Here is a 25091-nt window from a genome sequence, read left to right on the forward strand (position 1 = left end):
TTTGACTATTTTGTGTCCAGACGTCCTTCTAGCCCTGGAAGTTCGTTCTCCAGCTCAACCACGGCGTGTGCGATGACGCTGGATGCTAAGGATGCGCGCGGCCGCCGAGATGGGCCCCGAGATTGTTGGATTTCTCGATCTTCAAGTCGGCGAAGCATGCGCCGAGAAACTCCTGCGTAGCGGGGTACGTCGTAGACACTGAAATCGCTACGAAGCCAAATCCTTCGAAATCGGCGACGACACAACTTGGAATAGTCGTGTAACGAACCGCCGCAGTGCTAGCCGATCAGCACCGCATACCGCGGCTTGATCACGTCGTCGATCAGCGCCAGCCGCTGGTCGAACGGAATGAACGCCGACTTCATCGCATTGATGGTGAACCGCTCGAGGTCGCTCCATCCGTAGCCGAAAGCCTCTACCAGCCGGTGCATTTCGAGACTCATCGTGGTGTCGCTCATCAGCCTGTTGTCGGTGTTGACGGTCACTCGGAACCGCGCCCGGGCCAGCAGATCGAACGGGTGGTCGGCGATGCTCTTGACCGCGCCGGTCTGCACGTTCGAGCTCGGGCACAATTCGAGAGGAATTCGCTTGTCGCGCAGGATCGATGCCAGCCTGCCCAACTCGACACCGCGGCCCTCGACGACTTCGATGTCGTCGACGATGCGCACGCCATGGCCGAGCCGGTCGGCCCCGCAGAACGCGATCGCCTCGTGAATGGACGGCAGACCGAACGCTTCACCGGCATGAATAGTGAAGCGCGCGTTATGGTCTCGCATGTATTCGAACGCGTCCAGGTGTCGCGTCGGCGGATAGCCGGCCTCGGCACCGGCGATGTCGAAACCGACAACGCCCTTGTCCCGGAAGCGAATTGCCAGCTCGGCAATCTCTCGCGACATCGCGGCGTGCCGCATCGCGGTGACCAGAAGACGCGTGACGATCGGGCGGCCCGCCGCGGCGGCGGCCTTCTCGCCGGCGGCGAAGCCCTCCAGCACGGCATCGACGATCTCGTCGAAGGAAAGCCCGCGGTTGATGTGGAGCTCTGGCGCGAAACGGATCTCGGCGTACACCACGGAGTCGGCAGCCAGGTCTTCCACGCACTCGTAGCCGACCCGGAACAGCGCGTCCGGCGTCTGCATCACGGCCACGGTGTGCGAGAACGGCTCCAGATAACGCTCCAGTGAACCGCTGTGCGACCGAGTGCGAAACCAGGTCGCCAGCTCGTCGGCGTCGGTGGCGGGCAGCTCGTCGTAGCCGATCTGGCCGGCGATGTCCAGCACGGTCGACGGGCGCAATCCCCCGTCGAGGTGATCGTGCAGCAGTGCCTTCGGCGCTTTCTGGATCTGCCGCAATTCCAGTGGGGCGCTCACGAGGCCATCCCAATGATCAGCGGTCGCGGCGGCGGTGCCTTGTCGCCCACGCTCCAGCCGCGGTCCAGCTCGGCCATCGCGGCGCCGAGGCGTTCGGGGGTGTCGGTGTACAGCGTGAACAACGGCTCACCGGCGGCAACCGGCTGCCCCGGGCGCCGATGGATCCGGACGCCGGCGCCGGGCTGCACCTGCCCACCCGGACGGGATCGTCCCGCGCCGAGTCGCCAAGCTGCCAGCCCCACTGCCATAGCGTCGATGTTCCCCATTGTGCCGCTCCGCGGCGCGATCACGGTCTCTGAATGTGAACCGATTGGCAACGGTAGCGACAAGTCACCGCCCTGGGCCGCGACCAACCGGCGGAAGCGGTCCATCGCGGTGCCGTCGTGCAGGGTCTGGGCGGGATCACGGCCGTCGATCCCGGCCAGCTCGAGCATCTCGACGGCCAGCCGGATCGTCAGCTCCACGACGTCGGGCGGTCCGCCGCCGCCCAGCACCTCGAGCGCCTCGGCGACCTCGAGCGCATTGCCGACCGTCGCGCCCAGCGGGCTGTCCATATCGGTCAGCACCGCACGCGTGGGCACACCGTGTGCCACACCGAGCCCGACCATGGTTTCGGCCAGTTCGCGGCATTGCTCCTCCGACGACAGGAAGGCGCCGCCACCGACCTTGACGTCGAGCACCAGCGCGCCGATGCCCTCGGCCAGTTTCTTGCTCATGATCGAGCTGGCGATCAACGGCAAGGAGTCGACCGTGGCGGTGATGTCGCGCAGCGCGTAGATCTTCTTGTCGGCGGGGGCCAGCTCACCGGCGCCGAAGATCGCCGCCCCGATATCGCAGAGTTGTTGGTGCACTTGATGTTTGGATATCGTCGCGCTGAACCCCGTGATGGATTCCAGCTTGTCCAGAGTACCGCCGGTATGGCCGAGACCACGGCCGGAGACCTTGGGCACCGCACCACCACAAGCGGCGACGACGGGCACCAACACCAGCGTGGTCTTGTCGCCGACCCCGCCGGTCGAATGCTTGTCCACGGTGGCCAGCGGTTTACCACCGGACCGCAGATCGCTGAAATCCAGCCGGTCGCCCGAAGCCAGCATCGCCGCTGTCCACCTGACGATCTCGCCGTGGTCCATGCCACGCCAGAAGATCGCCATCAACAGCGCCGCCATCTGCTCCTCGGCCACGCGACCATCGGTATAGGCCGCCACGACCCAATCGATTGCGGCATCGGACAACCGAGCCCCGTCACGTTTGGTCCTGATGACCGTCGGGGCGTCGAATGCGAAGTCAGTCAAGGGCGTTCCCGGGTGAGATCATCGGCATCGAACGGATCGGGCAGTAGCTCTTCGAGGCGGCGGGGGCCGACCGGATGCGCGATCAGCAGGTCGCGTCCGCCGTGCTCCAGCAGGACTTGGCGGCATCGCCCGCACGGCATCAACAGCACTCCCTGTGAGTCGACGCACACCAGGGCAACCAACCGGCCGCCACCTGTCGCATGCAGGGCGGACACCACGCCGCATTCGGCACAGAGACCAAGGCCATATGAGACATTCTCCACATTGCAGCCGGCGACCACGCGACCGTCGTCGACCAACGCGGCCGCACCCACCGGGAACTGCGAATATGGGGCATAAGCCCCCGCTGCTGCCTGTATTGCTTTGTCCCGCAGCACATCCCAATCAATATCAGGCATACCGCAACCCCAATCACCGATCGGCCGAGTCGAGAAAGCCACCCTAACCCTGGCACGAAAGCGCCGTTGGCGAACGATGTTGGCTGGTTCCGGACCCATCGTTGCCGGGCTAAGCTCGATTGCCCGGCTTTAGTTTCGCGGATGAATAAGGGAACTGGTTTGAGCACGCAAGCGACGACCACAGATTCGGCATTACCGACACCGCCACCGGAGCCATCACGCAAGCGGCGGCCACCACGGACCCTGTATCGGGGAGATCCGGGGATGTGGTCGTGGGTGCTGCATCGCATCAGCGGCGCGACGATCTTCTTCTTCCTGTTCGTGCACGTCCTGGACACCGCTCTGGTGCGGGTGAGCCCGCAGACGTACAACGAAGTGATCACGACCTATAAGACGCCGATCGTCGGCCTGATGGAGTTCGGTTTGGTCGCCGCGGTGGGATTCCACGCGCTCAACGGGATCCGCATCATCTTGATCGACTTCTGGGCGGAAGGCCCCCGCCACCAGAAGACGATGCTGTGGATCGTCGCCGTCGTCTACCTGTTGGTCATGGTGCCCGCGGCGGTGGCCATCGGCATCCACATGATGGAGCACTTGCGATGAGCAGCCCCGACCTTCAGCTCGGCCGCGGCGAAGTAGCGCCGGTTCTGCAGCGCAGCCACGATCGTCCACCCAGCCTGGACAACCCGCGCTCACCGCGGCGGCGGTCCGGCATCCCCAACTTCGAGAAATTCGCCTGGCTGTTCATGCGGTTCTCCGGCGTCGCGCTGGTGTTCCTGGCGATCGGGCACCTGTTCATCATGCTGATGTGGGACGACGGCGTGTACCGCATCGACTTCAACTACGTGGCCCAGCGCTGGGCGTCGCCGTTCTGGCAATTCTGGGACCTGTCGCTGCTGTGGCTGGCGCAGTTGCACGGCGGTAACGGCCTGCGCACCATCATCGACGACTACAGCCGCAAGAACAGCACCCGGTTTTGGCTGAACAGCCTGCTGCTGTTGTCGATGGGATTCACGTTGGTGCTGGGCACCTACGTGTTGATGACGTTCAACCCCGATGTCGGAGGCTAACCCGTGATCCAGCAACACCGATACGACGTGGTGATCGTCGGCGCGGGCGGTGCCGGGATGCGGGCGGCCGTCGAGGCCGGACCCCGGGTGCGGACCGCCGTGCTGACCAAGCTCTACCCGACCCGCAGCCACACCGGCGCCGCCCAGGGCGGCATGTGCGCCGCGCTGGCCAACGTCGAGGACGACAACTGGGAGTGGCACACCTTCGACACCGTCAAGGGCGGTGACTATCTCGCCGACCAGGACGCCGTCGAGATCATGTGCAAGGAAGCCATCGACGCGGTGCTCGACCTGGAGAAGATGGGGATGCCGTTCAACCGCACCCCCGAGGGCCGGATCGACCAGCGCCGCTTCGGCGGTCACACGCGCGATCACGGCAAGGCACCGGTGCGCCGGGCCTGCTACGCCGCGGACCGCACCGGCCACATGATCCTGCAGACGCTCTACCAAAACTGCGTGAAGCACGACGTGCAGTTCTTCAACGAGTTCTACGCGCTGGACCTGGTGATCACCCAGACGCCCAGCGGCCCGGTGGCCACCGGCGTCGTCGCCTACGAATTGGCCACTGGACGTATCCACGTCTTCCACGCCAAGGCCGTCGTGCTCGCGACCGGCGGCTCGGGCCGCATGTACAAGACCACCTCCAACGCACACACGCTGACCGGCGACGGCATCGGCATTGTGTTCCGCAAGGGATTTCCGTTGGAGGACATGGAGTTTCACCAGTTCCACCCGACAGGCCTGGCCGGACTGGGCATCCTGATCTCCGAGGCCGTGCGCGGTGAGGGTGGCCGGTTACTCAACGGCGAGGGTGAGCGTTTCATGGAGCGCTACGCCCCGACGATCGTCGACCTGGCACCCCGTGACATCGTGGCCCGCTCGATGGTCCTGGAGGTCCTGGAGGGCCGCGGCGCCGGCCCGCTCAAGGACTACGTCTACATCGACGTCCGCCACCTGGGCGAGGATGTGCTGGAATCCAAGCTGCCCGACATCACCGAGTTCGCCCGCACCTATCTGGGCGTGGACCCGGTCAAGGAGTTGGTGCCGGTCTACCCCACCTGCCACTACGTGATGGGCGGCATCCCCACCACGGTCACCGGACAAGTGTTGCGGGACAACACATCCACCGTCCCGGGCCTGTACGCGGCCGGCGAGTGTGCATGCGTCTCCGTGCACGGCGCCAACCGGCTGGGCACCAACTCGCTGCTGGACATCAACGTGTTCGGCCGCCGCGCCGGCATCGCCGCGGCCAGTTACGCCCGGGGCCACGACTTCGTCGACATGCCGCCGAGTCCGGAGGCGATGGTGGTCAGCTGGGTGGCCGACATCTTGAGCGAGCAAGGCAACGAGCGCGTCGCCGACATCCGCGGCGCCCTGCAACAGACGATGGACAACAACGCCGCGGTGTTCCGCACCGAGGAAACACTCAAGCAGGCGCTCACCGACATCCATGCGCTCAAGGAGCGCTACTCGCGAATCAGCGTGCACGACAAGGGAAAACGGTTCAACAGCGACTTACTGGAAGCCATCGAGCTGGGCTTCCTGCTGGAATTGGCCGAAGTCACCGTCGTCGGCGCCCTGAACCGCAAGGAGTCCCGCGGCGGGCACGCCCGCGAGGATTACCCGAACCGGGACGACGTCAACTACATGCGGCACACGATGGCCTACAAGCAGGGCAGCGAGCTGTTGAGCGACATCGCGCTCGACTTCAAACCCGTCGTGCAGACGCGCTACGAACCCAAGGAGCGGAAGTACTGATGTCTGTCGAAGCGCCCGACGCGCCAGAGGCCCGGCCCGGGGAACCACCCCTGCCCGCAGTCCCGGACGGCGCGGTGATGGTGACGCTCAAGATCGCCCGGTTCAACCCCGACGACCCCGACGCGTTCGCGAAAACCGGTGGCTGGCAAAGCTTTCGGGTGCCGTGTCTGCCCAGCGACCGGCTGCTCAACCTGCTGATCTACATCAAGGGCTACCTGGACGGCACGCTGACCTTCCGGCGCTCCTGCGCCCACGGCGTCTGCGGATCCGACGCGATGCGGATCAACGGCGTGAACCGGCTGGCCTGCAAGGTGCTGATGCGCGACCTGCTCCCTCAAAAAAAGAAGGGGCAGCCGGGCAAGTCCCTGACGATCACGGTCGAGCCGATCCGCGGGCTGCCGGTGGAGAAGGACCTGGTCGTCGACATGGAGCCGTTCTTCGACGCCTACCGGGCGGTGAAGCCGTACCTGATCACCAGCGGCAACCCGCCGACCCGCGAGCGTATTCAAAGCCCGACCGACCGCGCCCGCTACGACGACACCACCAAGTGCATCCTGTGCGCGTGCTGCACCACCAGCTGCCCGGTGTTCTGGAGCGAGGGCACCTACTTCGGCCCGGCCGCGATCGTCAACGCGCATCGGTTCATCTTCGACAGCCGCGACGAGGCCGCCGCTGAGCGCCTCGACATCCTCAACGAGGTCGACGGTGTGTGGCGCTGCCGGACCACGTTCAACTGCACGGAGTCCTGCCCGCGTGGAATTCAGGTCACGAAGGCGATCCAAGAGGTCAAGCGCGCGCTGATGTTCTCACGCTGAGTCCGGCGGAGTTGCACTCGGCGACCAGGTCGTCGACCACCGCCCGCCAGGCCGCTTCGTCGATGCAGAGCTGGCTGGCGGTCAGCACCAGGCGGTCGGGTTCGCCCGGCAGCAGCGAGACCGCGAACAACCGGCCGGTGTGCATGTCGAAGCTGGCCAAATGCCGGGCGATGACGTCGGTGACGCTGCCGCCGGGCGGTTCGACGCCCCACGCCCAGCCGCCGCCCGGGCGGGTCATCCAGATCTTCAACTTCGACTCGAACACGGTGCCAAGGTCGGGGTGAGCAGCGAAAACCGCGTCGACCGCGGCGCGGACGCGCGCCTGGTCCAGCCGCGGTTCGGCGACCAGCACCTCGCTGTGGGTGGCGGGCTCGATGTCTTCCAGGCGGGGCGGCTCGTCGAAATAGCAGTAAGTCATCACCACACACTTGCCGGCGATCCTTATCGGATTCTTGGCAAATTCTTGGGATCAAGATCGTCTGCGTCGGTCACACTTGCTGAAGCTGTGTCGTCTGAGGGGTATGACGCAGAAAACACGCATCGAGCCCCTACCACCCAAGCGCGCCGGCCTGATGACCCGTGCCATGTACCGGATCGCCAAGCGCCGCTACGGCCAGGTTCCCGAACCGTTCGCGGTGGCCGCGCATCATCGCCGGCTGATGGTCGCCGGCGCCGTGCACGAGACCCTGGTCGACCGGGCGTCCCGCACCCTACCGGTCAGTGTGCGCGAGCTCGCCGTGTACTGGACCGCGCGCGCGATCGGCTGCTCGTGGTGCGTCGACTTCGGGTCCATGTTGCAGCGCCTGGACGGCCTGGACATCAAGCGGCTCAAGGAGATCGACGACTACGCCACCTCGGCGGCGTTCACCGACGACGAGCGCGCCGCGATCGCGTACGCCGACGCGATGACCACCGATCCGCACACCGTCACCGACGAGCAGGTGGCCGACCTGCGGGCGCGGTTCGGCGACGCCGGGGTGATCGAGCTGACCTATCAGATCGGCGTCGAGAACATGCGGGCCCGGATGAACTCGGCGCTGGGCATCACCGAGCAGGGCTTCAATTCGGGTGCTAGTTGCCGTATTCCGTGGGCGACCGACGACGAAGCGGGGATCCGCTGAACTTGTCGGGGTTGGCGACATCCCACAGGGCACAAACCTTTCCGTCGCGAACCGTCATCGCCATGATCCGGGGCATCATCTCGCGATACCCATCGCTGGCGGGCACACCCGCGGTGTAGCCGCCCAGTTCGCCATTGACCAGCCCGAGCTGATACGTCGTAAACATCGCCGGGCCGTAGCGGTTGGCCAGACCGAAGAAGAATCGGGCCACCTTGTCCGCCCCGTGGATGACGTTGATTGCGGTGGGCGCCTTGCCATTCGCATCGCCGGTCAATGTCACGTCCGGATGCAGCAGCGCCACCACTGCTGCCAGGTCGCCGGAGGCCATCGCGGCCATCAGCTTGCCGACCACCTCGTTGTGCGACGGATCGGGCTGCCCGGATATCGAGGGCGGCTGTGCGCTGACGGCCTTGCGGGCCCGCGACGCCAGCTGCCGCGCGGCGGGCTCGTTGGTTCCCAGCACCTCGGCCACTTCGGAGAACGGCATCGAGAACCCGTCGTGCAACACAAAGGCGACCCGCTGATCCGGGGACAGCCGCTCGAGCACCACCATTGCCGCGAAGCGGGCGTCCTCACGCGCCACCACGGCAGACAGCGGATCGGTGCCGTCAAAGCCGGTCACCACCGGCTCGGGCAGCCAGTTGCCGGTATAGGTCTCGCGCCGGTGGGCGGCCGACCGCAACCGATCCAGTCCGAGCCGACTCACCACGGTGGTCAGCCAGGCGCGCAGGTCGGCGATCTCTGACCCTTTCTTGGCGTCCTGTTTGTCGAGGCGAAGCCAGGCTTCCTGGACGATGTCTTCCGCGTCGGCCACGGTGCCCGTCACCCGGTAGGCAACGGCCATCAGGTGTGAGCGCAGAGCTTCGAAATCGGTGACCTGCGTTGCGGTCATGCCCCGAGCCTATAAGGCCATTGCTCAAGTGATCGTTGCCCGTGGCGTTACGCTCACGGACACGATGACTGACAACCTCTGGCTGCACTTCGCCCGGCACGGCGCGGGAATCACGCCGCCGATCATCACGCGCGGCGAGGGCGTCATGATCTTCGACGACCGCGGCAAGAGCTACCTGGACGGGCTGTCCGGACTGTTCACCGTGCAGGTGGGCCACGGCCGCACCGAGCTGGCCGAGGTCGCGGCCCGGCAGGCGAGCACGCTGGCGTTCTTCCCGCTGTGGGGATACGCCACCCCGACCGCGATCGAGCTGGCCGAACGCCTGGCGCACTACGCCCCGGGCGACCTGAACCGGGTCTTCTTCACCACCGGCGGCACCGAGGCCGTCGAGACGGCATGGAAACTGGCCAAGCAATACTTCAAGCTCACCGGCAAACCCGGTAAGCACAAGGTGATTTCGCGTGCGATCGCCTACCACGGCACCACCCAGGGTGCACTCGCGATCACCGGGCTACCGCGCTTCAAGGCACCGTTCGAACCCGTCACGCCGGGCGGCTTCCGGGTGCCCAACACGAACTTCTACCGCGCGCCGGAACCCTTTCACACCGACGCAAAAGCCTTCGGGCAGTGGGCTGCCGACCGAGTCGCCGAGGCGATCGAGTTCGAGGGGCCCGAGACCGTGGCCGCGGTCTTCCTGGAACCGGTGCAGAACGCCGGCGGCAGCATCCCCGCTCCCCCAGGCTATTTCGAGCGGGTCCGCGAGATCTGCGACGCCTACGACGTGCTGCTCGTCTCCGACGAGGTGATCTGCGCGTTCGGCCGGATCGGCTCGATGTTCGCCTGTGACGACATGGGTTACGTGCCCGACATGATCACCTGCGCCAAGGGCATGACTTCGGGCTACTCGCCGATCGGCGCGATGATCGCCAGCGAGCGGTTGTTCGAGCCGTTCAACGACGGCGAGACGATGTTCCCGCACGGGTATACCTTTGGCGGCCACCCGGTTTCGGCCGCCGTCGGGCTGGCCAACCTCGACATCTTCGAGCGTGAGGGCCTCAACGACCATGTCAAGGCCAACGCGCCGGCCTTCCGCGCCACCCTGGAGAAGCTGTACGACCTGCCGATCGTCGGCGACGTGCGCGGCGAGGGCTTCTTCTACGGCGTCGAACTGGTCAAGGACAAGGCGACCAAACAGACCTTCACCGACACCGAACGCCGGACGCTGCTGGGCCACGTGTCCTCGGCGCTGTTCGAGGCCGGATTGTATTGCCGCACCGACGATCGCGGCGATTCCGTCGTCCAGTTGGCGCCGCCGCTGATCAGCGGTCAGGCCGAATTCGACACGATCGAATCGATCCTGCGCGGCGTGCTCAGCGAGGCGTGGAAGCGGTTCTAGACCCGGCGAAGCCGGAGCGCAGAGGCCGCGACCTCAACGATTCAGCGCGGCTCTAGCGGTGCCGGTCGCCATCACCAGCTGGCGGGCGTGCGCCGCGCTCGGGTTGCTCACGAACCGCGACAGCGAGTTGCACAGCCAGGCGAGCGCCGACCGCGCCTCGGGATCGTCGCTGGTGTCGCGATGCATCTCCAACTCGGCCAACACCTGGTCGAGTCCGGTCCGCCGCACCTGGGTCGACTTCTCCACCTGCTTGAGCAGCTGATCCAGCGATCGCGGCGAGCTGCCGGATCCGTTGGTGCCCTCGCGGCGCCGCAATTTCGACCACAATCGCTCGCGTGGAATGGCACACCCTTTTCGACGGTGATGGCTGTTGACCCCTGCCAGCGTAGTGGGTGGCCGTGGCCTGCGCCCCCCGGATGAACTTGTCACATACGCCCCAGCAGTCACAGCGCGGCTCCCGCGGATCGGGCGCCCAATCGCCTAGTCTGCACACCAATGCCCCGCTCAAGAGCTCGCCTACGGTCTGCATCCTGCCTGGCTGCGGCGGTTTTCATGACCGCCACCCCGGCGGCTTTGGGCATGCCCGCCGCGCTGGCGGAGCCGAGCCCCGGGGCCAACGCCGGGGCACCCAGCTGCCCGTACAAGGTGAACACACCACCGGCGGTGGACTCGTCTGAGGCGCCGCAGGCCGGCGATCCGCCGATCCCGCTGGCGGTACCCGCCAAGCCGGTCGGCGGCGAGGCACTGTCCAGCTGCGGCATCGTCACCGCGCCCGACACCCCGGCGCTGCCAACCGACGTCTCCGCCGAGGCCTGGCTGGTCGCGGATCTGGACAGCGGCGCGGTGATCGCGGCCAAGGATCCGCACGGCCGCCACCGCCCGGCCAGCATCATCAAGGTGCTGGTCGCGATGGCCTCGCTGAACGCACTGCCGCTCAACAAGTCGGTGACCGGCACCGCCGACGACGCCTCCGCCGAAGGCACCAAGGTCGGCGTGGACGACGGCGGCGTCTACACCGTCAATCAGCTGCTGCACGGGTTGTTGATGCACTCCGGCAACGACGCGGCACACGCACTGGCCATGCAGCTGGGCGGGATGCAGCAGGCGGTGGAGAAGATCAACGTGCTGGCCGCCAAGCTCGGCGGCCAGGACACCCGGGTGGCGACACCGTCGGGACTGGACGGACCCGGCATGAGCACCTCGGCCTACGACATCGGCCTGTTCTACCGATACGCCTGGCAGAACCCGACTTTCGCCGACATCGTCGCGACGAAGACCTTCGACTTCCCCGGTCACGGCGACCACCCGGGCTACGAGCTGGAAAACGACAACCAGCTGCTCTACAAATATCCCGGCGCGCTCGGCGGCAAGACCGGCTACACCGACGACGCCGGCCAGACGTTCGTCGGCGCGGCAAACCACGACGGCCGACGGCTGGTGGCGATATTGATGCACGGCACCCGCCAGCCGATCGCGCCCTGGGAGCAGGCGGCGCATCTGCTCGACTACGGCTTCGCCACCGCGCAAGGCACCCAGGTCGGCGCGCTGATCGCACCCGACCCGTCGCTGGCGCCCAAGCAAGACCCCGCCGCTGACCGGCCCGGGGCCGGGTCCCAGGCGGCGGGGCTGCTGCCGTCGGCCGACGCGTTGCCGGTGCGGGTGGGCGTGGGGATCATCGGAGCGATCGTCGTGTTCTCGTTGATCATGGTCGCCCGCTCGATGAACCGCCGCGCCATATAACGATTGGCCGAAACCCTCGATGCTTTAGCGCATTGACGGTAGCGTAAGTCGCCAACGCAACGAAACATCAAATTGTTTTGCGACCCGGTGACAAACCACGGGGGTAAAGATGGTTTCGGTTACCCGAGTCGTGAAACGAATGTGGTTGCTGCTGGCCGTTATCGCGATCGCGAGCGTCGCGGGGCTGGCAATCTATCGCCTGCACAGCATGTTCGGCGTTCACGGACATCCCGTGGTCAGGGTCAAGGCCGATCTCGACGATCCGGTGTTCGACCCGAAACAAGTCACTTATGAAGTCTTCGGTCCTGCCCCGACCGCAAAGATCGCGTATTTAGACCCCGACGCGCGCGTACAACGTCTGGAAAATATTCCGCTGCCGTGGTCGCAAACGGTATCAACCACACTGACTTCGGTCACCGTGAACCTTTTGGCGCAAAGCAACGGCGGCGTCATCGGCTGCCGGATCAAGGTGAACGGCACGACCAAGGACGAGCGATCCGAAACCGGGCCGAAAGCCTTGACCTTCTGCCAGGTGAATGCCGGATGAGCGAAACTGCCGCCGCACCCGCCTCCAGTCCCCCATTGTTGCCAAAGATAATCCGCCGATCTGCGGTGCCCATCGTCTTGGTCTGGCTCGGGATCACGGCCGTGCTCAACCTCGCCATCCCGCAGCTGGAAGCGGTCGGCAAAGCGCACTCCGTTTCGATGAGCCCCAAGGGCGGCGCTTCGATTCAGGCGCTCAAGCGAGTGGGACAGGTATTCGGAGAGTCCGGTACCGATAACGCGGCCACGATAGTGCTGGAAAGCGACAAACCACTCGGCGACGACGATCACCGTTACTACAGCGAGCTGTTGCGGCGCCTTTCGGCTGATACCCGGCATGTCGCGCATATCCAGGACTTCTGGAGCGACCCGCTGACCGCGGGCGGATCGCAAAGTGCCGACGATAAGGCCGCGTATGTGGTGGTCTACCTCGCCGGCAAGAGTGAAACTGCGGCATACAACTCGGTCGACGCCGTCCGCCATATCGTGGACACCACGCCGGCGCCGCATGGGCTCAAGGCCTATGTCACCGGCTCGATGGCGCTGATCGCGGATCAGTCCGAGGCCGGCGACAAGAGTATCGCCAGGGTCACCCTGATCACCGGGGTGGTGATCGCCGCGATGTTGCTCTTCATCTACCGGTCCTTCGTCACGATGATCCTCGTCGTGGCCATGGTCGGGATTGAGCTCGGGGCAATTCGCGGAGTCGTCAGTTTTCTGGTCTATCACGGCGTTTTCGGCCTTTCGACCTTCGCGGTCAACTTGCTCACGCTATTGGCCATTGCCGCCAGCACGGATTACGCGATCTTCCTGCTCGGCCGCTACCACGAGGCCCGCTACGCGGGTAAGGACCGAGAAGCCGCGTACTTCGCCATGTTTCACGGGACCGCCCATGTGATTCTGGGCTCCGGGTTGACCATCGCCGGCGCCATGTATTGCCTCAGCTTTGCCCGGCTGCCGTACTTCAAGTCGCTCGGGCCGCCGTGTGCGGTGGGCATGTTGGTCGCGGTCCTGGCCGCGCTCACGCTCGGGCCGGCGGTGCTGACCGTCGCCAGCTTCTTCAAATTTTTCGAACCCAAGCGGAGGATGGCCACCCGGCGGTGGCGGCGGGTGGGAACCGCGATCGTGCGCTGGCCCGGCCCGGTGCTCGCGGCGACCTGCGCGGTGGCGTTCGTCGGGCTATTGGCCCTACCGAATTACCGCACAACTTACGATCTGCGCAGATTCGTGCCGGCCAGCATGCCGTCCGTCGTCGGGGATGCGGCCGCGGGCCGGCATTTTTCCGAGTCGTGGCTGAACCCCGATGTGCTGTTGATCGAGACCGATCACGATATGCGCACTCCCGTTGACATGCTGATCTTGGACAAGGTCGCAAAAAACATCTTTCACAGCCCCGGAATCTCACAGGTGAAATCGATAACCCGGCCCCTGGGAACGTCGCTCAAACATACGTCGATTCCGTTCATCATGAGCATGCAAGGCGTCTCGCAGGCCGAGAACATGGAATTCACGAAGGACCGCTTGGACGACATGGTGGTCCAAGCGCAGGCGATGACGGTATCCATCGACACGATGAAGCACATGTATCAACTCATGGGTGAAATCGTGGACAACACCGTCGATATGGATCACCTCACGCACGATATGTCGAACACCACCGACACCATCAGGGATCATCTTGCGGACTTGTCGGACTTCCTGCGGCCGATTGGCAGCTTTTTCTACTGGGAGAAGCACTGTTTCGATATCCCGGCCTGCTGGGCTATCAGGTCGATATTCGAAACGTTCGACAACGTCGATCAGCTGAGTGAGAAATTGGAGTCTCTCGTCAAGGATATGGACGTCCTCATCCGGCTCTTACCGGAAATGCGCGCGCAGATGCTGCCGATGATTTCGACGATGACGATCATGCGCGACATGCTGGTCGTCTGGCACGGCACGCTGGTGTCTTTCTACAAAGAGCAGGAGATGAATAGCAAAGACCCGGGCGCAATGGGCCGGGTCTTCGACGCCGCCCAGGTCGACGATTCGTTCTATCTGCCGCAGTCGGCCTTTGAGAATCCGGCTTTCAAGCGGGGCCTGAAGATGTTCTTGTCGCCGGACGGCAAGGCGGCCCGCTTCATCATTGCGCTGGACGGGGATCCCGCAACGCCCGAGGGCATCTCGCGCGTCGAGCCGATCCAGCAAGCGGCCAAGGAGGCCATCAAGGGAACCCCGATGCAGGGCGCGGCGATCTCGATGGGCGGCACCGCCTCGACGTACCGGGACATCCAGGAGGGCTCCTTTTACGATCTGCTCATTGCGGGAGTCGCCGCGATCAGTCTCATTCTGATCATCATGATGATCGTGACCCGCAGCGTGATCGCCGCTGCCGTCATCGTCGGCACCGTGTTGGTTTCGTTGGGCTCTTCCTTCGGCCTGTCCGTGCTGCTCTGGCAAGACATTCTCGGCATGGACTTGTACTGGCTGGTGCTGGCGATGTCGGTGATCCTGCTGTTGGCCGTCGGGTCGGACTACAACCTGTTGCTGATCTCACGCCTCAAAGAGGAAATCGGTGCCGGGCTCAATACCGGAATCATCCGCGCGATGGCCGGCACCGGCGGCGTCGTCACCGCCGCCGGCATGGTATTCGCCGTCACGATGTCGCTCTTCGTGTTCAGCGATCTGCGGATCATCGGCCAAATCGGCACCACCATCGGCCTGGGCCTACTCTTCGACACCCTGATCGTGCGCTCGTTCATGACACCGTCAATCGCCGCGCTGCTCGGACGCTGGTTCTGGTGGCCACAACAAGTACGCCCCCGCCCGGCCAGCCACATGCTCAGATCGTCCGGACCCCGCCGATTGGTACGTGCCCTGTTGCTGCCGCCGGCCGAAAAGTCACCGGAGATAGCGCGACCTTAGGCGGCGTGCGGTCGCCGCGGTGCGCCCAAAGACACCAGGGCGGCGATGACGGACAGGATCAGCACCACGGCGACCGGCCAGATCGTGGTGTGCTTCTGGGCGATGCCGCCCAGCGCCCCTCCCAGCACCGTGGACACGACAGCAACCAACGTCGAGCAAAAGCCGATCAGTGTGCCGCGGTGCTGTTCGGCGGCGAGCACGCTGATCCACGAGATCCCGGCAGCGACGACAGCCGCAGTGGCTACCGTCGCCAGCAGGAACACCGAGCCGTACGCCCAGATGTGAAGCCACAGGCCGCACGACTCGGCCACGATGCACAGCGCGGCGGCCAACGCGCTGACCAGGGCACTGCCCACCAGCATGCCGCGCACTCCGTAGCGGCGGTGCACCCTACTCCACAGCGGCGAACCAAAAACCAGTCCGATGCTGGTAACGATCACCAGTACGTGCAGACCGCCGCCCTGATGGGCAGTGCGCAACGCATAGAAAGTGGTGCCCAGGCCGACCGGAGCGAACAGCAGCGACGTGATCACATACCGGCGAAACCACGGCTCGGAACGGGCCACCGCGAAGCCCTGCCGGTAGGTCTCCCGAAATGACATCTGGGTGGTCACCGATATGGCCCGTACCGGGCCGAGGAACAACGCCGCGATGCCGGAGGCGGCCAGTCCGGCTGCGCCCAGCCACAGCAGACCGCGGTGATATGCCATCGTGTCGCCATGGCCCAGCATCGGCACAACGAACAGCGTGAGAGCGACTGCCAGCACCGAACCGATGGCCCCCTTGACCAGCAGCAGCTCGCCCCGCCGAAACACAGATAGCTTGCTGGAAATCAGGTCGAGGTAGGCGACGCGGGAAACCGCGACGACCACTCCTCCACCCGCGGACACCAGCACAAACACCGCCGCGGCGAAAACACCGGTCCAGGGGACGACGGCGTCACAGACAATCAGTGCGGCCGAGATCGCCGCCGACACCGCCAACAGCAGGTGCCGCATCTGGCCTGCTCGCTGCAGGGCCGCCGGCGACAACGAATGTCCCGCGATCGAGCCGATGCTGTACGCCGGAAATAGCATCGCGGCCGCCCAGGTGAGGCCGTGGTGCGCGGCAATGAACGGCAACACCACGGCACCGTTGCTGAGCTGCATCCCGGCGGTGTGAATCGTGCCCTGGGAGAGCAGTAGCCAGAACGGGTTCGTTTGTGCCGAGAAGGCAGGCGCCAACGATACGCCCATGGCTGGTGACAGTACCGGGCGCTGAACTGGCAGAACTATCGTTTGATCGGATGGATTCGGCGAGTTGACGGCGCAACGCTAGGCGGCCTGCAGGCTCACCGCCGGTGAGACGGCCGGGAAGGACCGGCGAAGAGGAGTGACCGTACGCCGTGTTTCCGACGGCGGCGCGCCCAGCGAAGCCAGCGCGGCGCCGATGGCCAGGATCAGCACCACGACGTCGGGCCAAATGGTGGAGTGGTTCTGCGCGATGTTCCCGAGCACCGCTGCCAGTGCCATGGTTTCGACGGCAACCACCGTCGAGCTGAACGCGATCAGTGTCCCGCGGTGCGACTCCTCGGCGACCAGGCTGAGCCACGAGATCGCCGCGGCGAAGACGGCCTGGGCGGCCACCGTCGCCAGCAAGAACACCGTGCCGTACGCCCAGATGTGGGTCCACTGGCCGCAGACTTCGGCCGTCAGGGTCAGCGTGGCGGCGGCGATGCTGAGCAGCGCGCTGCCCAGCATCATGCCGCGCACCCCGAAGAAGCGGTAAACCTTGCGCCACAGCGGCGACCCGAAGACCAGTCCGATGCTGGACAGGATCACCAGCACATGCAGGCTGCGGCTGTGGTGGGCGGTACGTAGGGCGTAGAAGGTGGTGCCCAGGGTGACCGGGCCGAACAACAGGCAGGCGACCATGTACCGGCCAAACCACGGCTGGGACCGGGCGACCGCGAAGCCCTCCCGGTAGGTGTCACGCATCGACATCCGGGTGGTGATGGACGTGGACCGCACCGGGCCGACGAAGAGCGCCGCGATGGCCGAACCGGCCAGCCCGACCGCGCCCAGCCACAACAGATCGCGGCGATACGCCATCTCGTTGCCGTGGGCCAGCAGCGGCACGACGACAAGCGTGACAACGGTGGCCAGCACCGACCCGATGGCACTCTGGAACAGGAAAAGCTCGCCGCGCCGCGTACCGGACAGCTTGCTGGAGACCATGTCGGGGTAGGCGACGCCGGCGACCCCGAGCAGAACTCCCGCGACCGCGCAGGTCAGCAGAAACACCACCGCGGTGGTGGCGCCGCGCCAGGGAATCAGCGCGTCGCACAGGGTCAGCGCGGCCACGCTGGCCACGATCACGGCCAGCAGCCGGTGCCGCATCTGGCCCACTCGCTGCAGCACCAGTGGAGACACCGAGTTTCCGACGATGTCGCCGAGGCTGAAGGCCGGAAAGAGCAGCGCTGCCACCCAGCTCAGACCCTGGTGTACGCAGATCAACGGCAGTATCACGGTGCCATTGCTGAGTTGCATGCCCGCGGTGTAGAAGGTGCCCTGGGAAAGCAGCCGCCCGAACACGCGCGGCTGCGCCTCGGGGGCGGGAACCAGTGCGACGGGCATAACAACAAAATCTAAGGTTGGTCAAGAATTACTAACATCCTCCGATCGGGTGCCGTGGGTGGAATTGTTTGTCCCCCGATCGGTGGACAGCTCGGGATCGATGCGCGCCAGCGTTGACCGCCAATGTTTGCTGTGGCACCGTCGTGCGGGTGAGCGAAGCCCTATACGAGGATTCCGGCCTGCGGCTCGACGAGGACGGAATTACCATCCGGCGCTACTACTTTCCGTTGGCCGGGGCCAAGCGGATCCCCTACAGCGAGATCCGCGCCATCAAGACCGAAGAGATGACCTGGAATTCCGGCAAGGGCCGCGTCTGGGGCGCCGGCGACCCGCGCTACTGGTTTCCCCTCGATATCCGCCGGGCCGGCAAGCAGATCCTGATCGTGCTCGAGCTCGGCCGACACGTGCGGCCGTGCATCACGCCCGACGACCCAGACCGTGTCATCGAGTTGCTGCGCGATCGGGCGCCGATCACTTGAGAGGTCCGCGCATTGGGCTCACCGGCGCCAGCGTCGGTCTCATCTACGGGTACGACCTGTCCATCATCGCCGGCGCGCAGCTGTTCATCACCGAAGATTTCGCCCTCACCACATCCCAACAAGAACTGCTGACGACGATGGCGGTGATCGGGCAGATCATCGGAGCGCTCGGAGCCGGTGTGCTCGCCAATGCGATCGGCCGCAAGAAATCGATCGTGCTGATCCTGGTCGCCTACGCGACGTTCGCACTGCTGGGCGCGTTTTCGACGTCGTTTCCGATGCTGCTGGCGGCACGGCTGCTGCTGGGCGCGACCATCGGCGTGATGGTAGTGGTCGTCCCGGTGTTCATCGCGGAATCAGCTCCGGCGGCGGTACGCGGCGCGTTGCTGACGACCTACCAACTGGCGATCGTCAGCGGCCTGATCGTCGGGTACCTCGCCGGTTATGGCTTGGCCGGCGGCCACAGCTGGCGCTGGATGCTGGGGCTGGCCGCGGTGCCGGTGATCCTGTTGCTGCCGTTGGTGATTCGGCTGCCCGACACCGCCCGGTGGTACCTGCTCAAAGGGCGGGTCGACGACGCCCGGCGCGCGCTGCTGCTGGTGGAGCCCGCCGCCAACGCCGACGACGAGCTTGCCGAGGTCGGCCGGGCGTTGGGCGAAGGGACTGGCGGCATCGCCGAGATGCTGCGACCGCCGTATCTCCGGGCCACCGTGTTCGTCATCACGCTCGGCTTCCTGCTCCAGATCACCGGCATCAACGCGATCATCTACTACAGCCCCCGGATATTCGAAGCCATGGGATTCACCGGCAACTTCGCGCTGCTGGGCCTGCCGGCACTGGTGCAGGTCGCCGGTTTGGCTGCGGTGGGCGCCGCGATGACGCTCGTGGACCGCGTGGGCAGGCGACCAATCCTGTTGTGCGGCATCGCCATGATGATCGTCGCGGACATCGTGCTGACGGTCGTGTTCGCCCGTGGCTCCGGTGGCGCGGCGCTCGGGTTTGCCGGCATTCTGCTGTTCATCATCGGCTACACCCTCGGTTTCGGCTCGCTGGGCTGGGTGTACGCCAGCGAGAGCTTCCCCACCCGGTTGCGGTCGATCGGCTCGAGCACCATGCTGACCTCCAACTTGATCGCTAACGCGATCGTCGCGGCGGTTTTCCTGACCATGTTGCATTCCTTGGGCGGCGCAGGCACTTTCGCGGCATTCGGGGTGTTGGCCGTGGTCGCGTTCGGGTTCGTCTACAAGTTTGCGCCGGAGACCAAGGGGCGACAGCTCGAGGAAATCCGGCGCTTCTGGGAAAACGGCGGCCGGTGGGAAGACCCGTGCACCTGATCCGGGCGGGCGCCGTCATCCTCGACGGCCAGGTCTGCCGGCCGGGATGGCTACAGATCGACGGTGCCCGGATTCTGTCCTGCGGGGCCGGTGCGCCCCCCGGGCAGCCCGACCGAGATTTCCCGGATTGCCTTGTGGTGCCCGGATTTATCGACATGCACGTGCACGGCGGTGGTGGGGCCTCTTACCTGGACGCCGAGCACATCGCCGAAGCCGCGCAGTTCCACCAGCGTCACGGCACCACCACGACACTGGCCAGTGTGGTCACCACCTCGCCCGACAAGCTGATCGCGGCAGTGCGCGCGCTGGCCGAGGCCACCCGATCCGGCGTCGTCGCGGGCATCCACCTGGAGGGGCCGTGGCTGTCGACGGCACGATGCGGAGCCCACGATCCGACCCAGATGCGCGATCCCGAGCCCGCCGAGATCGACGACGTCCTGGCCGCCGGTGAGGGCACCATCCGGATGGTCACGCTGGCACCGGAGCGGTCCGGCGCCAGCGAGGCGATTCGGCGCTTTCTGGACGCGGGTGTTGTTGTCGCCGTGGGGCATACCGACGCGACGTATGAGCGCACCCGACAGGCGATCGCCCTGGGCGCCACGGTCGGCACGCATCTGTTCAACGCGATGCCGCCGCTGCACCACCGCGCGCCCGGGCCGGCCCTCGCGCTGCTGGAACATCCCGATGTGATCGTCGAGCTGATCCCCGACGGTGTGCACGTGCACCCGGCCGCGGTGCACGCGGTCGTCCGGGCGGCCGGGCCCGCGCGGGTCGCCGTCATCACCGACGCCATCGCCGCCGCCGGATGTCACGACGGCGCATACCAGCTCGGCGCGGTGCGCATCGACGTGGAGTCGGGCGTGGCCCGGGTGCACGCAACGTCGACGATCGCCGGCAGCACCGCGACGATGGACCGGCTGTTCGGCACGGTTTCGCGGCTCGGCCCGGACGCCGATGCCGCGCTGGTAGCCGCGGCGCAGATGACCTCCGCGACACCGGCGCGAGCGCTCGGGCTCGAGCGGGTGGGGACGCTGGAGGCCGGCTTCGACGCCGATCTCGTGGTGCTGGATCGCGATTTGCGCGTCACGGCCGTCATGGCGCAGGGCGTCTGGCGTTAACGCCGCCACCGGGTCAGCCGGGAAAAGGCCAGCACACCAACGGCTCCCATCGCCATCGCGGTCAGCGTCTGCCGGGTGCTGATCCCCTCGTCGAGCAGGACGCGCGGAGCGATGATCGCGGGCGCCGGCGGCGGAGCGTACTTGCTGCGCGGGTCGTTGGAAAGCGTGGCCGCCCAGGCCGTGGCGAAGAGCACGAGATACCCGGTGATGTAGGAGAACACCATCAAGCCCAGCACCGGCCCGAACGTCGCACCCGCCGGGCTGCGCAGCACGACGCTCAAGTAGATCGAGGCCACCAGTTTGAACAGCTCGAAGCCGATCGCCGCGAGTAGGCCGGCGCGCGCCGAGTTGGGCAAGTTGACCTTGTGTCGCGGCAGCCGGCCGATCATCCAGGTGAACAGCATCCACGACACCAGCAGCGACACCAGTATCGAGAGGAACCGGAAGATCTCGCCGAATATCGAGAAATCCGGTACGCCAAGCCATTTCAATACCGCGCGCATCGGCGCCGCGTGCCCTAGTGCGGTGAGCGCTACGGTCGCGAGGATGACCACGAACGTCGACACCATCGCGACCAGATCGGACAGCTTGTCGCGCAGGAAGCCCGGCGACTGGATCGGTTCGTCCCACCACATCTCGGTCACCGCCGCGCGCGTGTGCGACATCCAGCCCAGACCGGCCCACGCAGCGGTGGCCAGACCGATCACACCGACCGATGCGCGCGCGTTGATCGCCGAGTTCATCAAGTCCACCAGCTGCTGTCCGAGTGTGCCCGAGACCGCGTCGCGGATATGGCCGTCGATGGTGCCGAGCAACTTTGGATCTCGGGCCAGTATGAAACCGACGACCGCGAAACTGACCATCAGCAAAGGGAATAGCGCGAAGATCGTGTAGTAGGTGAGCCCGGCCGCCAAGAAGCCGCCGTTGCGCTGGTCGAAATGTTTGTAGGCACGCAGCAAATGGTCGAGCCATCCGAACCGGGCCCGCAACCGGTCAAGGATTCCAGGCTTGGCCGGCTCGTCCATGTTGAGCGCACTACCTCCGTCGCGGAAGAAACCCCAGCCGATCGTAGACCCGCTGGATCGTTTTTCCGGCCACTTCGTCGGCACGCTGCGCGCCTGCCGCCAACACGGCCTCCAATTCGGCCAAATCCGACGTCAATTCGTCGACGCGGGCCTTGATCGGGGTGACGAATTCGACGACGGCCTCGGCGGTCTCCTTCTTCAGATCGCCGTAGCCGCGCCCGGAGTAGCCGTCGACAAGCTTGTCGATGTCGACTCCGGTGACCGCCGATTGGATGGTCAGCAGATTCGATACGCCCGGCTTGACCTCGACATCAAAGCGGATCTCGCGTTCGCTGTCGGTCACGGCCGAGCGGATCTTCTTGGCGGACAACGCCGGATCGTCGAGCAGGTTGATCAAGCCGGCATCGGTGGCCGCCGACTTACTCATCTTCGACGTCGGGTCGGCCAGGTCGTAGATCTTGGCGGTGGCCTTCGGGATGAGCATGTCGGGAACCACGAAGGTGTCCGGGAAGCGGCTGTTGAACCGCTCGGCGATGTCACGCGCCAGCTCGAGGTGCTGGCGCTGGTCCTCACCCACCGGGACCAGATCGGTGTCGTAGGCCAGCACGTCGGCGGCCTGCAGCACCGGATAGGTGAACAGCCCCACGGTGGCCGAATCGGTGCCCTGCCGCTGCGACTTGTCCTTGAACTGCGTCATCCGCGATGCCTGCCCGAAGCCGGTGAAGCAGCCCAGCACCCAGGCCAGCTGCGTGTGGGCGGGCACCTGGCTTTGCACGAAGACGGTGCTGCGGGCGGGGTCGATCCCCAGCGCCAGGTACTGGGCGGCGGTGACCAGGGTCCGGCGGCGCAGCGCCTCGGGGTCCTGCGCGACGGTGATCGCGTGCAGGTCGACCACGCAGAAGAAGGCTTCGTATTCGTCGGGGTGGTCGTCCTGCAGGCCCACCCACTGGGTGATCGCGCCCAGCGCGTTGCCGAGGTGAAGCGAGTCAGACGTGGGCTGCACGCCGGAGAAGATCCGGCTGGGTCCGGTAGTGGTGCTCATGATGTCCCGATCTTTTCACGCGCGCTTTCCCCGCCGCGCCCTCGCTTGCGGTACCGGCGGTACCGCCTTTAATGTCGGCTGTATGACGACTCGCGATCCGATCCACCTGGGTTCTGGGGAGCCGGTCCTACTGCTGCATCCGTTCCTGCTTTCCCAGACGGTCTGGGAGGACGTCGCGCGGCAGCTGGCGGACACCGGCCGCTACGAGGTATTCGCCCCGACCATGGCAGGTCACAACGGTGGACCGTCGGCCGGGACCTGGTTTCTCAGCTCGTCGGTGCTCGCCGACCACGTCGAGCAGCAGATGGACGAGCTGGGCTGGGAAACCGCACATATCGTGGGCAACTCGCTGGGCGGCTGGGTCGCGTTCGAGCTCGAGCGGCGCGGGCGCGCGCGCAGCGTCACCGGCATCGCCCCGGCCGGCGGATGGACGCGCTGGGCCCCGGCGAAGTTCGAGGTCATCGCCAAGTTCATCCTCGGCATCCCGCTGCTGGTGGCCGCCTGGGCGTTCGGGCCGCGCGTGCTGCACCTACCGTTCAGCCGGCAGTTGGCCACCTACGCGATCAGCGCCAAACCGGACGGCGTCAGCGAGCGCCAGCTGTCCGCCATTATCGACGACGTCGCGCACTGCCCCGCCTACTTCCAGCTGCTGGTCAAGGCGACGCTGCTGCACGGCCTGCGGGAGGTCGCCCAGAACGCCGTTCCGGCCCACCTGGTGGTCTGCGAAAAGGACCGGATCCTGCCCGCACCCAGGTTCAGCCGGCACTTCACCAACCAGCTGCCCAAGGACAGTCACCAGGTCACCAAGCTCGACGGCGTCGGGCATGTCCCGATGTTCGAGGCGCCCGAACGCGTGACCAAGGTGATCACCGGATTCCTCGAGGAGTGCAGCCGGGCGGACTCGCGCACGCAGCAATCCACCGGCTAGTCAGGCCCGCGCCTATCCGGCTAAAGCCTTGTTCAGGTTCTCGGCGATCGAGGCGAGGAACTCCTCGCTCTGCTGCCACTTCTGATCGGGGCCGATCAGAATGGCGAGGTCCTTGGTCATCTTGCCGCTCTCGACCGTGGCGATGACGACGGATTCCAGCTTCTGCGCGAAGTCGATGACGGCGGGCGTGTTGTCCAGCTTGCCGCGGTGCTGCAGTCCCCGCGTCCAGGCGAAGATCGAGGCGATCGGGTTGGTCGACGTCGGCTTGCCGGCCTGATACTGCCGGTAGTGCCGGGTGACGGTGCCGTGCGCGGCCTCGGCCTCGACCGTCTTGCCGTCCGCCGTCATCAGCACCGAGGTCATCAGCCCCAGCGAGCCGTAACCCTGTGCGACGGTGTCGGACTGGACGTCGCCGTCGTAGTTCTTGCAGGCCCAGACGTAGCCGCCGTCCCACTTCAGGCAGGCGGCCACCATGTCGTCGATCAGCCGGTGCTCGTAGGTCAGGCCCTCGGCTTCGAACTGCGCCTTGAACTCCTCGTCGTAGATGCGCTGGAACTCGTCCTTGAACATGCCGTCGTAGGCCTTGAGGATGGTGTTCTTCGTCGACAGGTAGACCGGCCATTTGGCGTTGAGCCCGTAAGCGAATGACGCCCGGGCGAAGTCGCGGATGGAGTCGCGGAAGTTGTACATCCCCATCACGACGCCACCGTTCTCGGGGATGTCCACCATCTCGTGCACAACCGGCTCGCCGCCGTCGGCGGGCGTGAAAGTTATTGCGACAGTGCCGGGTTTCTCGACCTTGAAGTTGGTCGACCGGTACTGGTCACCGAATGCATGACGGCCGATGACGATCGGCTTGGTCCAGCCCGGCACCAGGCGAGGCACGTTCGAGATCACGATCGGCTCGCGGAAGATGGTGCCGCCCAGTATGTTTCGGATCGTCCCGTTCGGCGAAAGCCACATCTTCTTGAGGTTGAACTCGGTGACGCGCGCCTCGTCGGGGGTGATCGTGGCGCACTTGACACCCACACCGTGCTTCTTGATCGCATACGCCGCGTCGATCGTCACCTGGTCGTCGGTGCGGTCTCGGTGTTCGATGCCCAGGTCGTAGTAGTCCAAGTTGATGTCGAGGTGCGGAAGGATCAGCATGTCTTTGATCATCTTCCAGATGACCCGGGTCATCTCGTCACCGTCGAGCTCGACTACGGTGCCCTTGACTTTGATCTTGGGTGCGTTAGGCATCGTCGCCCG

Annotated in this window: 22 protein-coding genes and 2 pseudogenes; 13 read left to right on the forward strand and 11 right to left on the reverse strand. The window is 65.7% G+C overall.

The features are described 5' to 3' along the window. Positions 1-278 precede the first annotated feature (278 nt). From SKC41_RS01665 to SKC41_RS01675, 3 genes are read right to left on the reverse strand one after another with little or no spacing between them, the layout of a single operon-like run. A complete protein-coding gene (locus SKC41_RS01665) occupies positions 279-1367 on the reverse strand; it encodes an adenosine deaminase (protein ID WP_330976030.1) in 1089 nt (362 codons plus the stop codon). Then, positions 1364-2662 (reverse strand): thymidine phosphorylase, encoded by a 1299-nt coding sequence (locus SKC41_RS01670; protein WP_330976031.1) that lies wholly within the window; start codon positions 2660-2662, stop codon positions 1364-1366. The genes SKC41_RS01665 and SKC41_RS01670 overlap by 4 nt, the downstream gene beginning before the upstream one ends. Further along, a complete protein-coding gene (locus SKC41_RS01675; protein ID WP_330976032.1) occupies positions 2659-3060 on the reverse strand; it encodes a cytidine deaminase in 402 nt (133 codons plus the stop codon). Before SKC41_RS01675 ends, SKC41_RS01670 begins: the two co-directional genes overlap by 4 nt. Positions 3061-3324: 264 nt before the next feature. Here SKC41_RS01675 and sdhC point away from each other — a divergent pair, with 264 nt between their 5' ends. From sdhC to SKC41_RS01695, 4 genes are read left to right on the forward strand one after another with little or no spacing between them, the layout of a single operon-like run. Beyond that, positions 3325-3663 carry a succinate dehydrogenase, cytochrome b556 subunit gene (gene sdhC, locus SKC41_RS01680; protein WP_330976033.1) on the forward strand — a complete coding sequence of 113 codons (339 nt, stop codon included), beginning with the start codon at positions 3325-3327 and terminating at the stop codon, positions 3661-3663. Continuing rightward, positions 3660-4130 (forward strand): succinate dehydrogenase hydrophobic membrane anchor subunit, encoded by a 471-nt coding sequence (locus SKC41_RS01685; RefSeq protein ID WP_330976034.1) that lies wholly within the window; start codon positions 3660-3662, stop codon positions 4128-4130. Before sdhC ends, SKC41_RS01685 begins: the two co-directional genes overlap by 4 nt. A 3-nt stretch (positions 4131-4133) precedes the next feature. Further along, positions 4134-5888, forward strand: coding sequence for a succinate dehydrogenase flavoprotein subunit (gene sdhA, locus SKC41_RS01690; protein WP_330976035.1), 1755 nt, complete (start codon positions 4134-4136; stop codon positions 5886-5888). Then, positions 5888-6703: a succinate dehydrogenase iron-sulfur subunit gene (locus SKC41_RS01695; protein WP_330976036.1), complete on the forward strand. Its 816-nt coding sequence runs from the start codon at positions 5888-5890 to the stop codon at positions 6701-6703. Before sdhA ends, SKC41_RS01695 begins: the two co-directional genes overlap by 1 nt. Here SKC41_RS01695 and SKC41_RS01700 read toward each other — a convergent pair. Then, the gene (locus tag SKC41_RS01700; protein WP_330976037.1) at positions 6675-7121 is read right to left on the reverse strand and encodes a hypothetical protein; all 447 of its coding nucleotides are present in this window, start codon (positions 7119-7121) and stop codon (positions 6675-6677) included. The two genes, SKC41_RS01695 and SKC41_RS01700, sit on opposite strands and share 29 nt — an antisense overlap. Before the next feature lie 91 nt (positions 7122-7212). Between SKC41_RS01700 and SKC41_RS01705 the strand changes: the two are divergent. Further along, positions 7213-7824, forward strand: a pseudogene (locus SKC41_RS01705) (carboxymuconolactone decarboxylase family protein); the annotation flags it as partial. Here the strand turns inward: SKC41_RS01705 and SKC41_RS01710 are convergent. Beyond that, complete coding sequence (locus SKC41_RS01710; RefSeq protein ID WP_330976038.1) at positions 7775-8716, reverse strand: sigma-70 family RNA polymerase sigma factor; 942 nt, start codon at positions 8714-8716, stop codon at positions 7775-7777. The pseudogene SKC41_RS01705 and the gene SKC41_RS01710 sit on opposite strands and share 50 nt — an antisense overlap. Between SKC41_RS01710 and SKC41_RS01715 the strand changes: the two genes are divergently transcribed. Further along, positions 8715-10112 carry an aspartate aminotransferase family protein gene (locus SKC41_RS01715; RefSeq protein WP_330976039.1) on the forward strand — a complete coding sequence of 466 codons (1398 nt, stop codon included), beginning with the start codon at positions 8715-8717 and terminating at the stop codon, positions 10110-10112. The two genes, SKC41_RS01710 and SKC41_RS01715, sit on opposite strands and share 2 nt — an antisense overlap. Before the next feature lie 33 nt (positions 10113-10145). On the opposite strand, the gene SKC41_RS01720 is transcribed toward SKC41_RS01715, so the two are convergent. Further along, positions 10146-10439, reverse strand: a complete 294-nt coding sequence (locus SKC41_RS01720; RefSeq protein ID WP_330976040.1) for a hypothetical protein — start codon at positions 10437-10439, stop codon at positions 10146-10148. Positions 10440-10607: 168 nt separating this feature from the next. Between SKC41_RS01720 and SKC41_RS01725 the strand changes: the two genes are divergently transcribed. The 3 genes from SKC41_RS01725 (at position 10608) to SKC41_RS01735 (ending at position 15299) form a co-directional block, all read left to right on the forward strand. Next, positions 10608-11852 (forward strand): D-alanyl-D-alanine carboxypeptidase family protein, encoded by a 1245-nt coding sequence (locus tag SKC41_RS01725; RefSeq protein ID WP_330976041.1) that lies wholly within the window; start codon positions 10608-10610, stop codon positions 11850-11852. 109 nt (positions 11853-11961) lie between these two features. Beyond that, positions 11962-12399 (forward strand): MmpS family transport accessory protein, encoded by a 438-nt coding sequence (locus tag SKC41_RS01730; protein WP_330976042.1) that lies wholly within the window; start codon positions 11962-11964, stop codon positions 12397-12399. Then, positions 12396-15299, forward strand: coding sequence for an MMPL/RND family transporter (locus SKC41_RS01735; protein WP_330976043.1), 2904 nt, complete (start codon positions 12396-12398; stop codon positions 15297-15299). Before SKC41_RS01730 ends, SKC41_RS01735 begins: the two co-directional genes overlap by 4 nt. An 11-nt stretch (positions 15300-15310) precedes the next feature. On the opposite strand, the pseudogene SKC41_RS01740 reads toward SKC41_RS01735, so the two are convergent. Both SKC41_RS01740 and SKC41_RS01745 read right to left on the reverse strand, forming a co-directional pair. Then, positions 15311-16534, reverse strand: a pseudogene (locus SKC41_RS01740) (MFS transporter); the annotation flags it as partial. Positions 16535-16612: 78 nt separating this feature from the next. Further along, positions 16613-17914, reverse strand: coding sequence for an MFS transporter (locus tag SKC41_RS01745; protein WP_330976044.1), 1302 nt, complete (start codon positions 17912-17914; stop codon positions 16613-16615). A 149-nt stretch (positions 17915-18063) separates the two neighbouring features. Between SKC41_RS01745 and SKC41_RS01750 the strand changes: the two genes are divergently transcribed. Genes SKC41_RS01750 through nagA form a run of 3 tightly spaced genes read left to right on the forward strand, consistent with a single transcriptional unit; the run spans position 18064 to position 20845 of the window. Next, positions 18064-18393: a hypothetical protein gene (locus tag SKC41_RS01750; protein ID WP_330976045.1), complete on the forward strand. Its 330-nt coding sequence runs from the start codon at positions 18064-18066 to the stop codon at positions 18391-18393. Further along, entirely contained in the window at positions 18390-19727 is a 1338-nt protein-coding gene (locus SKC41_RS01755) for a sugar porter family MFS transporter (protein WP_330976046.1), read from the forward strand. The genes SKC41_RS01750 and SKC41_RS01755 overlap by 4 nt, the downstream gene beginning before the upstream one ends. Then, on the forward strand, positions 19718-20845 hold the full coding sequence (gene nagA, locus SKC41_RS01760; protein WP_330978722.1) for an N-acetylglucosamine-6-phosphate deacetylase: 1128 nt from the start codon (positions 19718-19720) through the stop codon (positions 20843-20845). Before SKC41_RS01755 ends, nagA begins: the two co-directional genes overlap by 10 nt. Here nagA and yhjD read toward each other — a convergent pair. Together yhjD and trpS are read right to left on the reverse strand one after the other, a co-directional pair. Beyond that, positions 20842-21870 (reverse strand): inner membrane protein YhjD, encoded by a 1029-nt coding sequence (gene yhjD, locus SKC41_RS01765; RefSeq protein ID WP_330976047.1) that lies wholly within the window; start codon positions 21868-21870, stop codon positions 20842-20844. The two genes, nagA and yhjD, sit on opposite strands and share 4 nt — an antisense overlap. Before the next feature lie 10 nt (positions 21871-21880). Continuing rightward, positions 21881-22912, reverse strand: coding sequence for a tryptophan--tRNA ligase (gene trpS, locus SKC41_RS01770; RefSeq protein WP_330976048.1), 1032 nt, complete (start codon positions 22910-22912; stop codon positions 21881-21883). Positions 22913-22994: 82 nt separating this feature from the next. On the opposite strand from trpS, the gene SKC41_RS01775 reads away from it, so the two are divergent. Next, entirely contained in the window at positions 22995-23840 is an 846-nt protein-coding gene (locus SKC41_RS01775; protein WP_330976049.1) for an alpha/beta fold hydrolase, read from the forward strand. A 12-nt stretch (positions 23841-23852) separates the two neighbouring features. On the opposite strand, the gene SKC41_RS01780 is transcribed toward SKC41_RS01775, so the two are convergent. Next, positions 23853-25082: an NADP-dependent isocitrate dehydrogenase gene (locus SKC41_RS01780; protein ID WP_330976050.1), complete on the reverse strand. Its 1230-nt coding sequence runs from the start codon at positions 25080-25082 to the stop codon at positions 23853-23855. Positions 25083-25091 lie beyond the last annotated feature (9 nt).

The organism is Mycobacterium sp. 050128 (assembly GCF_036409155.1).
Taxonomy (GTDB): domain Bacteria; phylum Actinomycetota; class Actinomycetes; order Mycobacteriales; family Mycobacteriaceae; genus Mycobacterium.

Excerpts from the sequence above, each read along its gene's own strand:
- SKC41_RS01675 (WP_330976032.1), bottom strand. The coding sequence starts at position 3,060 with ATGCCTGATATTGATTGGGATGTGCTGCGGGACAAAGCAATACAGGCA.
- sdhC (WP_330976033.1), top strand. The coding sequence starts at position 3,325 with ATGTGGTCGTGGGTGCTGCATCGCATCAGCGGCGCGACGATCTTCTTC.
- SKC41_RS01685 (WP_330976034.1), top strand. The coding sequence starts at position 3,660 with ATGAGCAGCCCCGACCTTCAGCTCGGCCGCGGCGAAGTAGCGCCGGTT.
- SKC41_RS01695 (WP_330976036.1), top strand. The coding sequence starts at position 5,888 with ATGTCTGTCGAAGCGCCCGACGCGCCAGAGGCCCGGCCCGGGGAACCA.
- SKC41_RS01700 (WP_330976037.1), bottom strand. The coding sequence starts at position 7,121 with ATGACTTACTGCTATTTCGACGAGCCGCCCCGCCTGGAAGACATCGAG.
- SKC41_RS01715 (WP_330976039.1), top strand. The coding sequence starts at position 8,715 with ATGCCCCGAGCCTATAAGGCCATTGCTCAAGTGATCGTTGCCCGTGGC.
- SKC41_RS01710 (WP_330976038.1), bottom strand. The coding sequence starts at position 8,716 with ATGACCGCAACGCAGGTCACCGATTTCGAAGCTCTGCGCTCACACCTG.
- SKC41_RS01725 (WP_330976041.1), top strand. The coding sequence starts at position 10,608 with ATGCCCCGCTCAAGAGCTCGCCTACGGTCTGCATCCTGCCTGGCTGCG.
- SKC41_RS01730 (WP_330976042.1), top strand. The coding sequence starts at position 11,962 with ATGGTTTCGGTTACCCGAGTCGTGAAACGAATGTGGTTGCTGCTGGCC.
- SKC41_RS01735 (WP_330976043.1), top strand. The coding sequence starts at position 12,396 with ATGAGCGAAACTGCCGCCGCACCCGCCTCCAGTCCCCCATTGTTGCCA.
- SKC41_RS01745 (WP_330976044.1), bottom strand. The coding sequence starts at position 17,914 with ATGCCCGTCGCACTGGTTCCCGCCCCCGAGGCGCAGCCGCGCGTGTTC.
- yhjD (WP_330976047.1), bottom strand. The coding sequence starts at position 21,870 with ATGGACGAGCCGGCCAAGCCTGGAATCCTTGACCGGTTGCGGGCCCGG.
- trpS (WP_330976048.1), bottom strand. The coding sequence starts at position 22,912 with ATGAGCACCACTACCGGACCCAGCCGGATCTTCTCCGGCGTGCAGCCC.
- SKC41_RS01775 (WP_330976049.1), top strand. The coding sequence starts at position 22,995 with ATGACGACTCGCGATCCGATCCACCTGGGTTCTGGGGAGCCGGTCCTA.
- SKC41_RS01780 (WP_330976050.1), bottom strand. The coding sequence starts at position 25,082 with ATGCCTAACGCACCCAAGATCAAAGTCAAGGGCACCGTAGTCGAGCTC.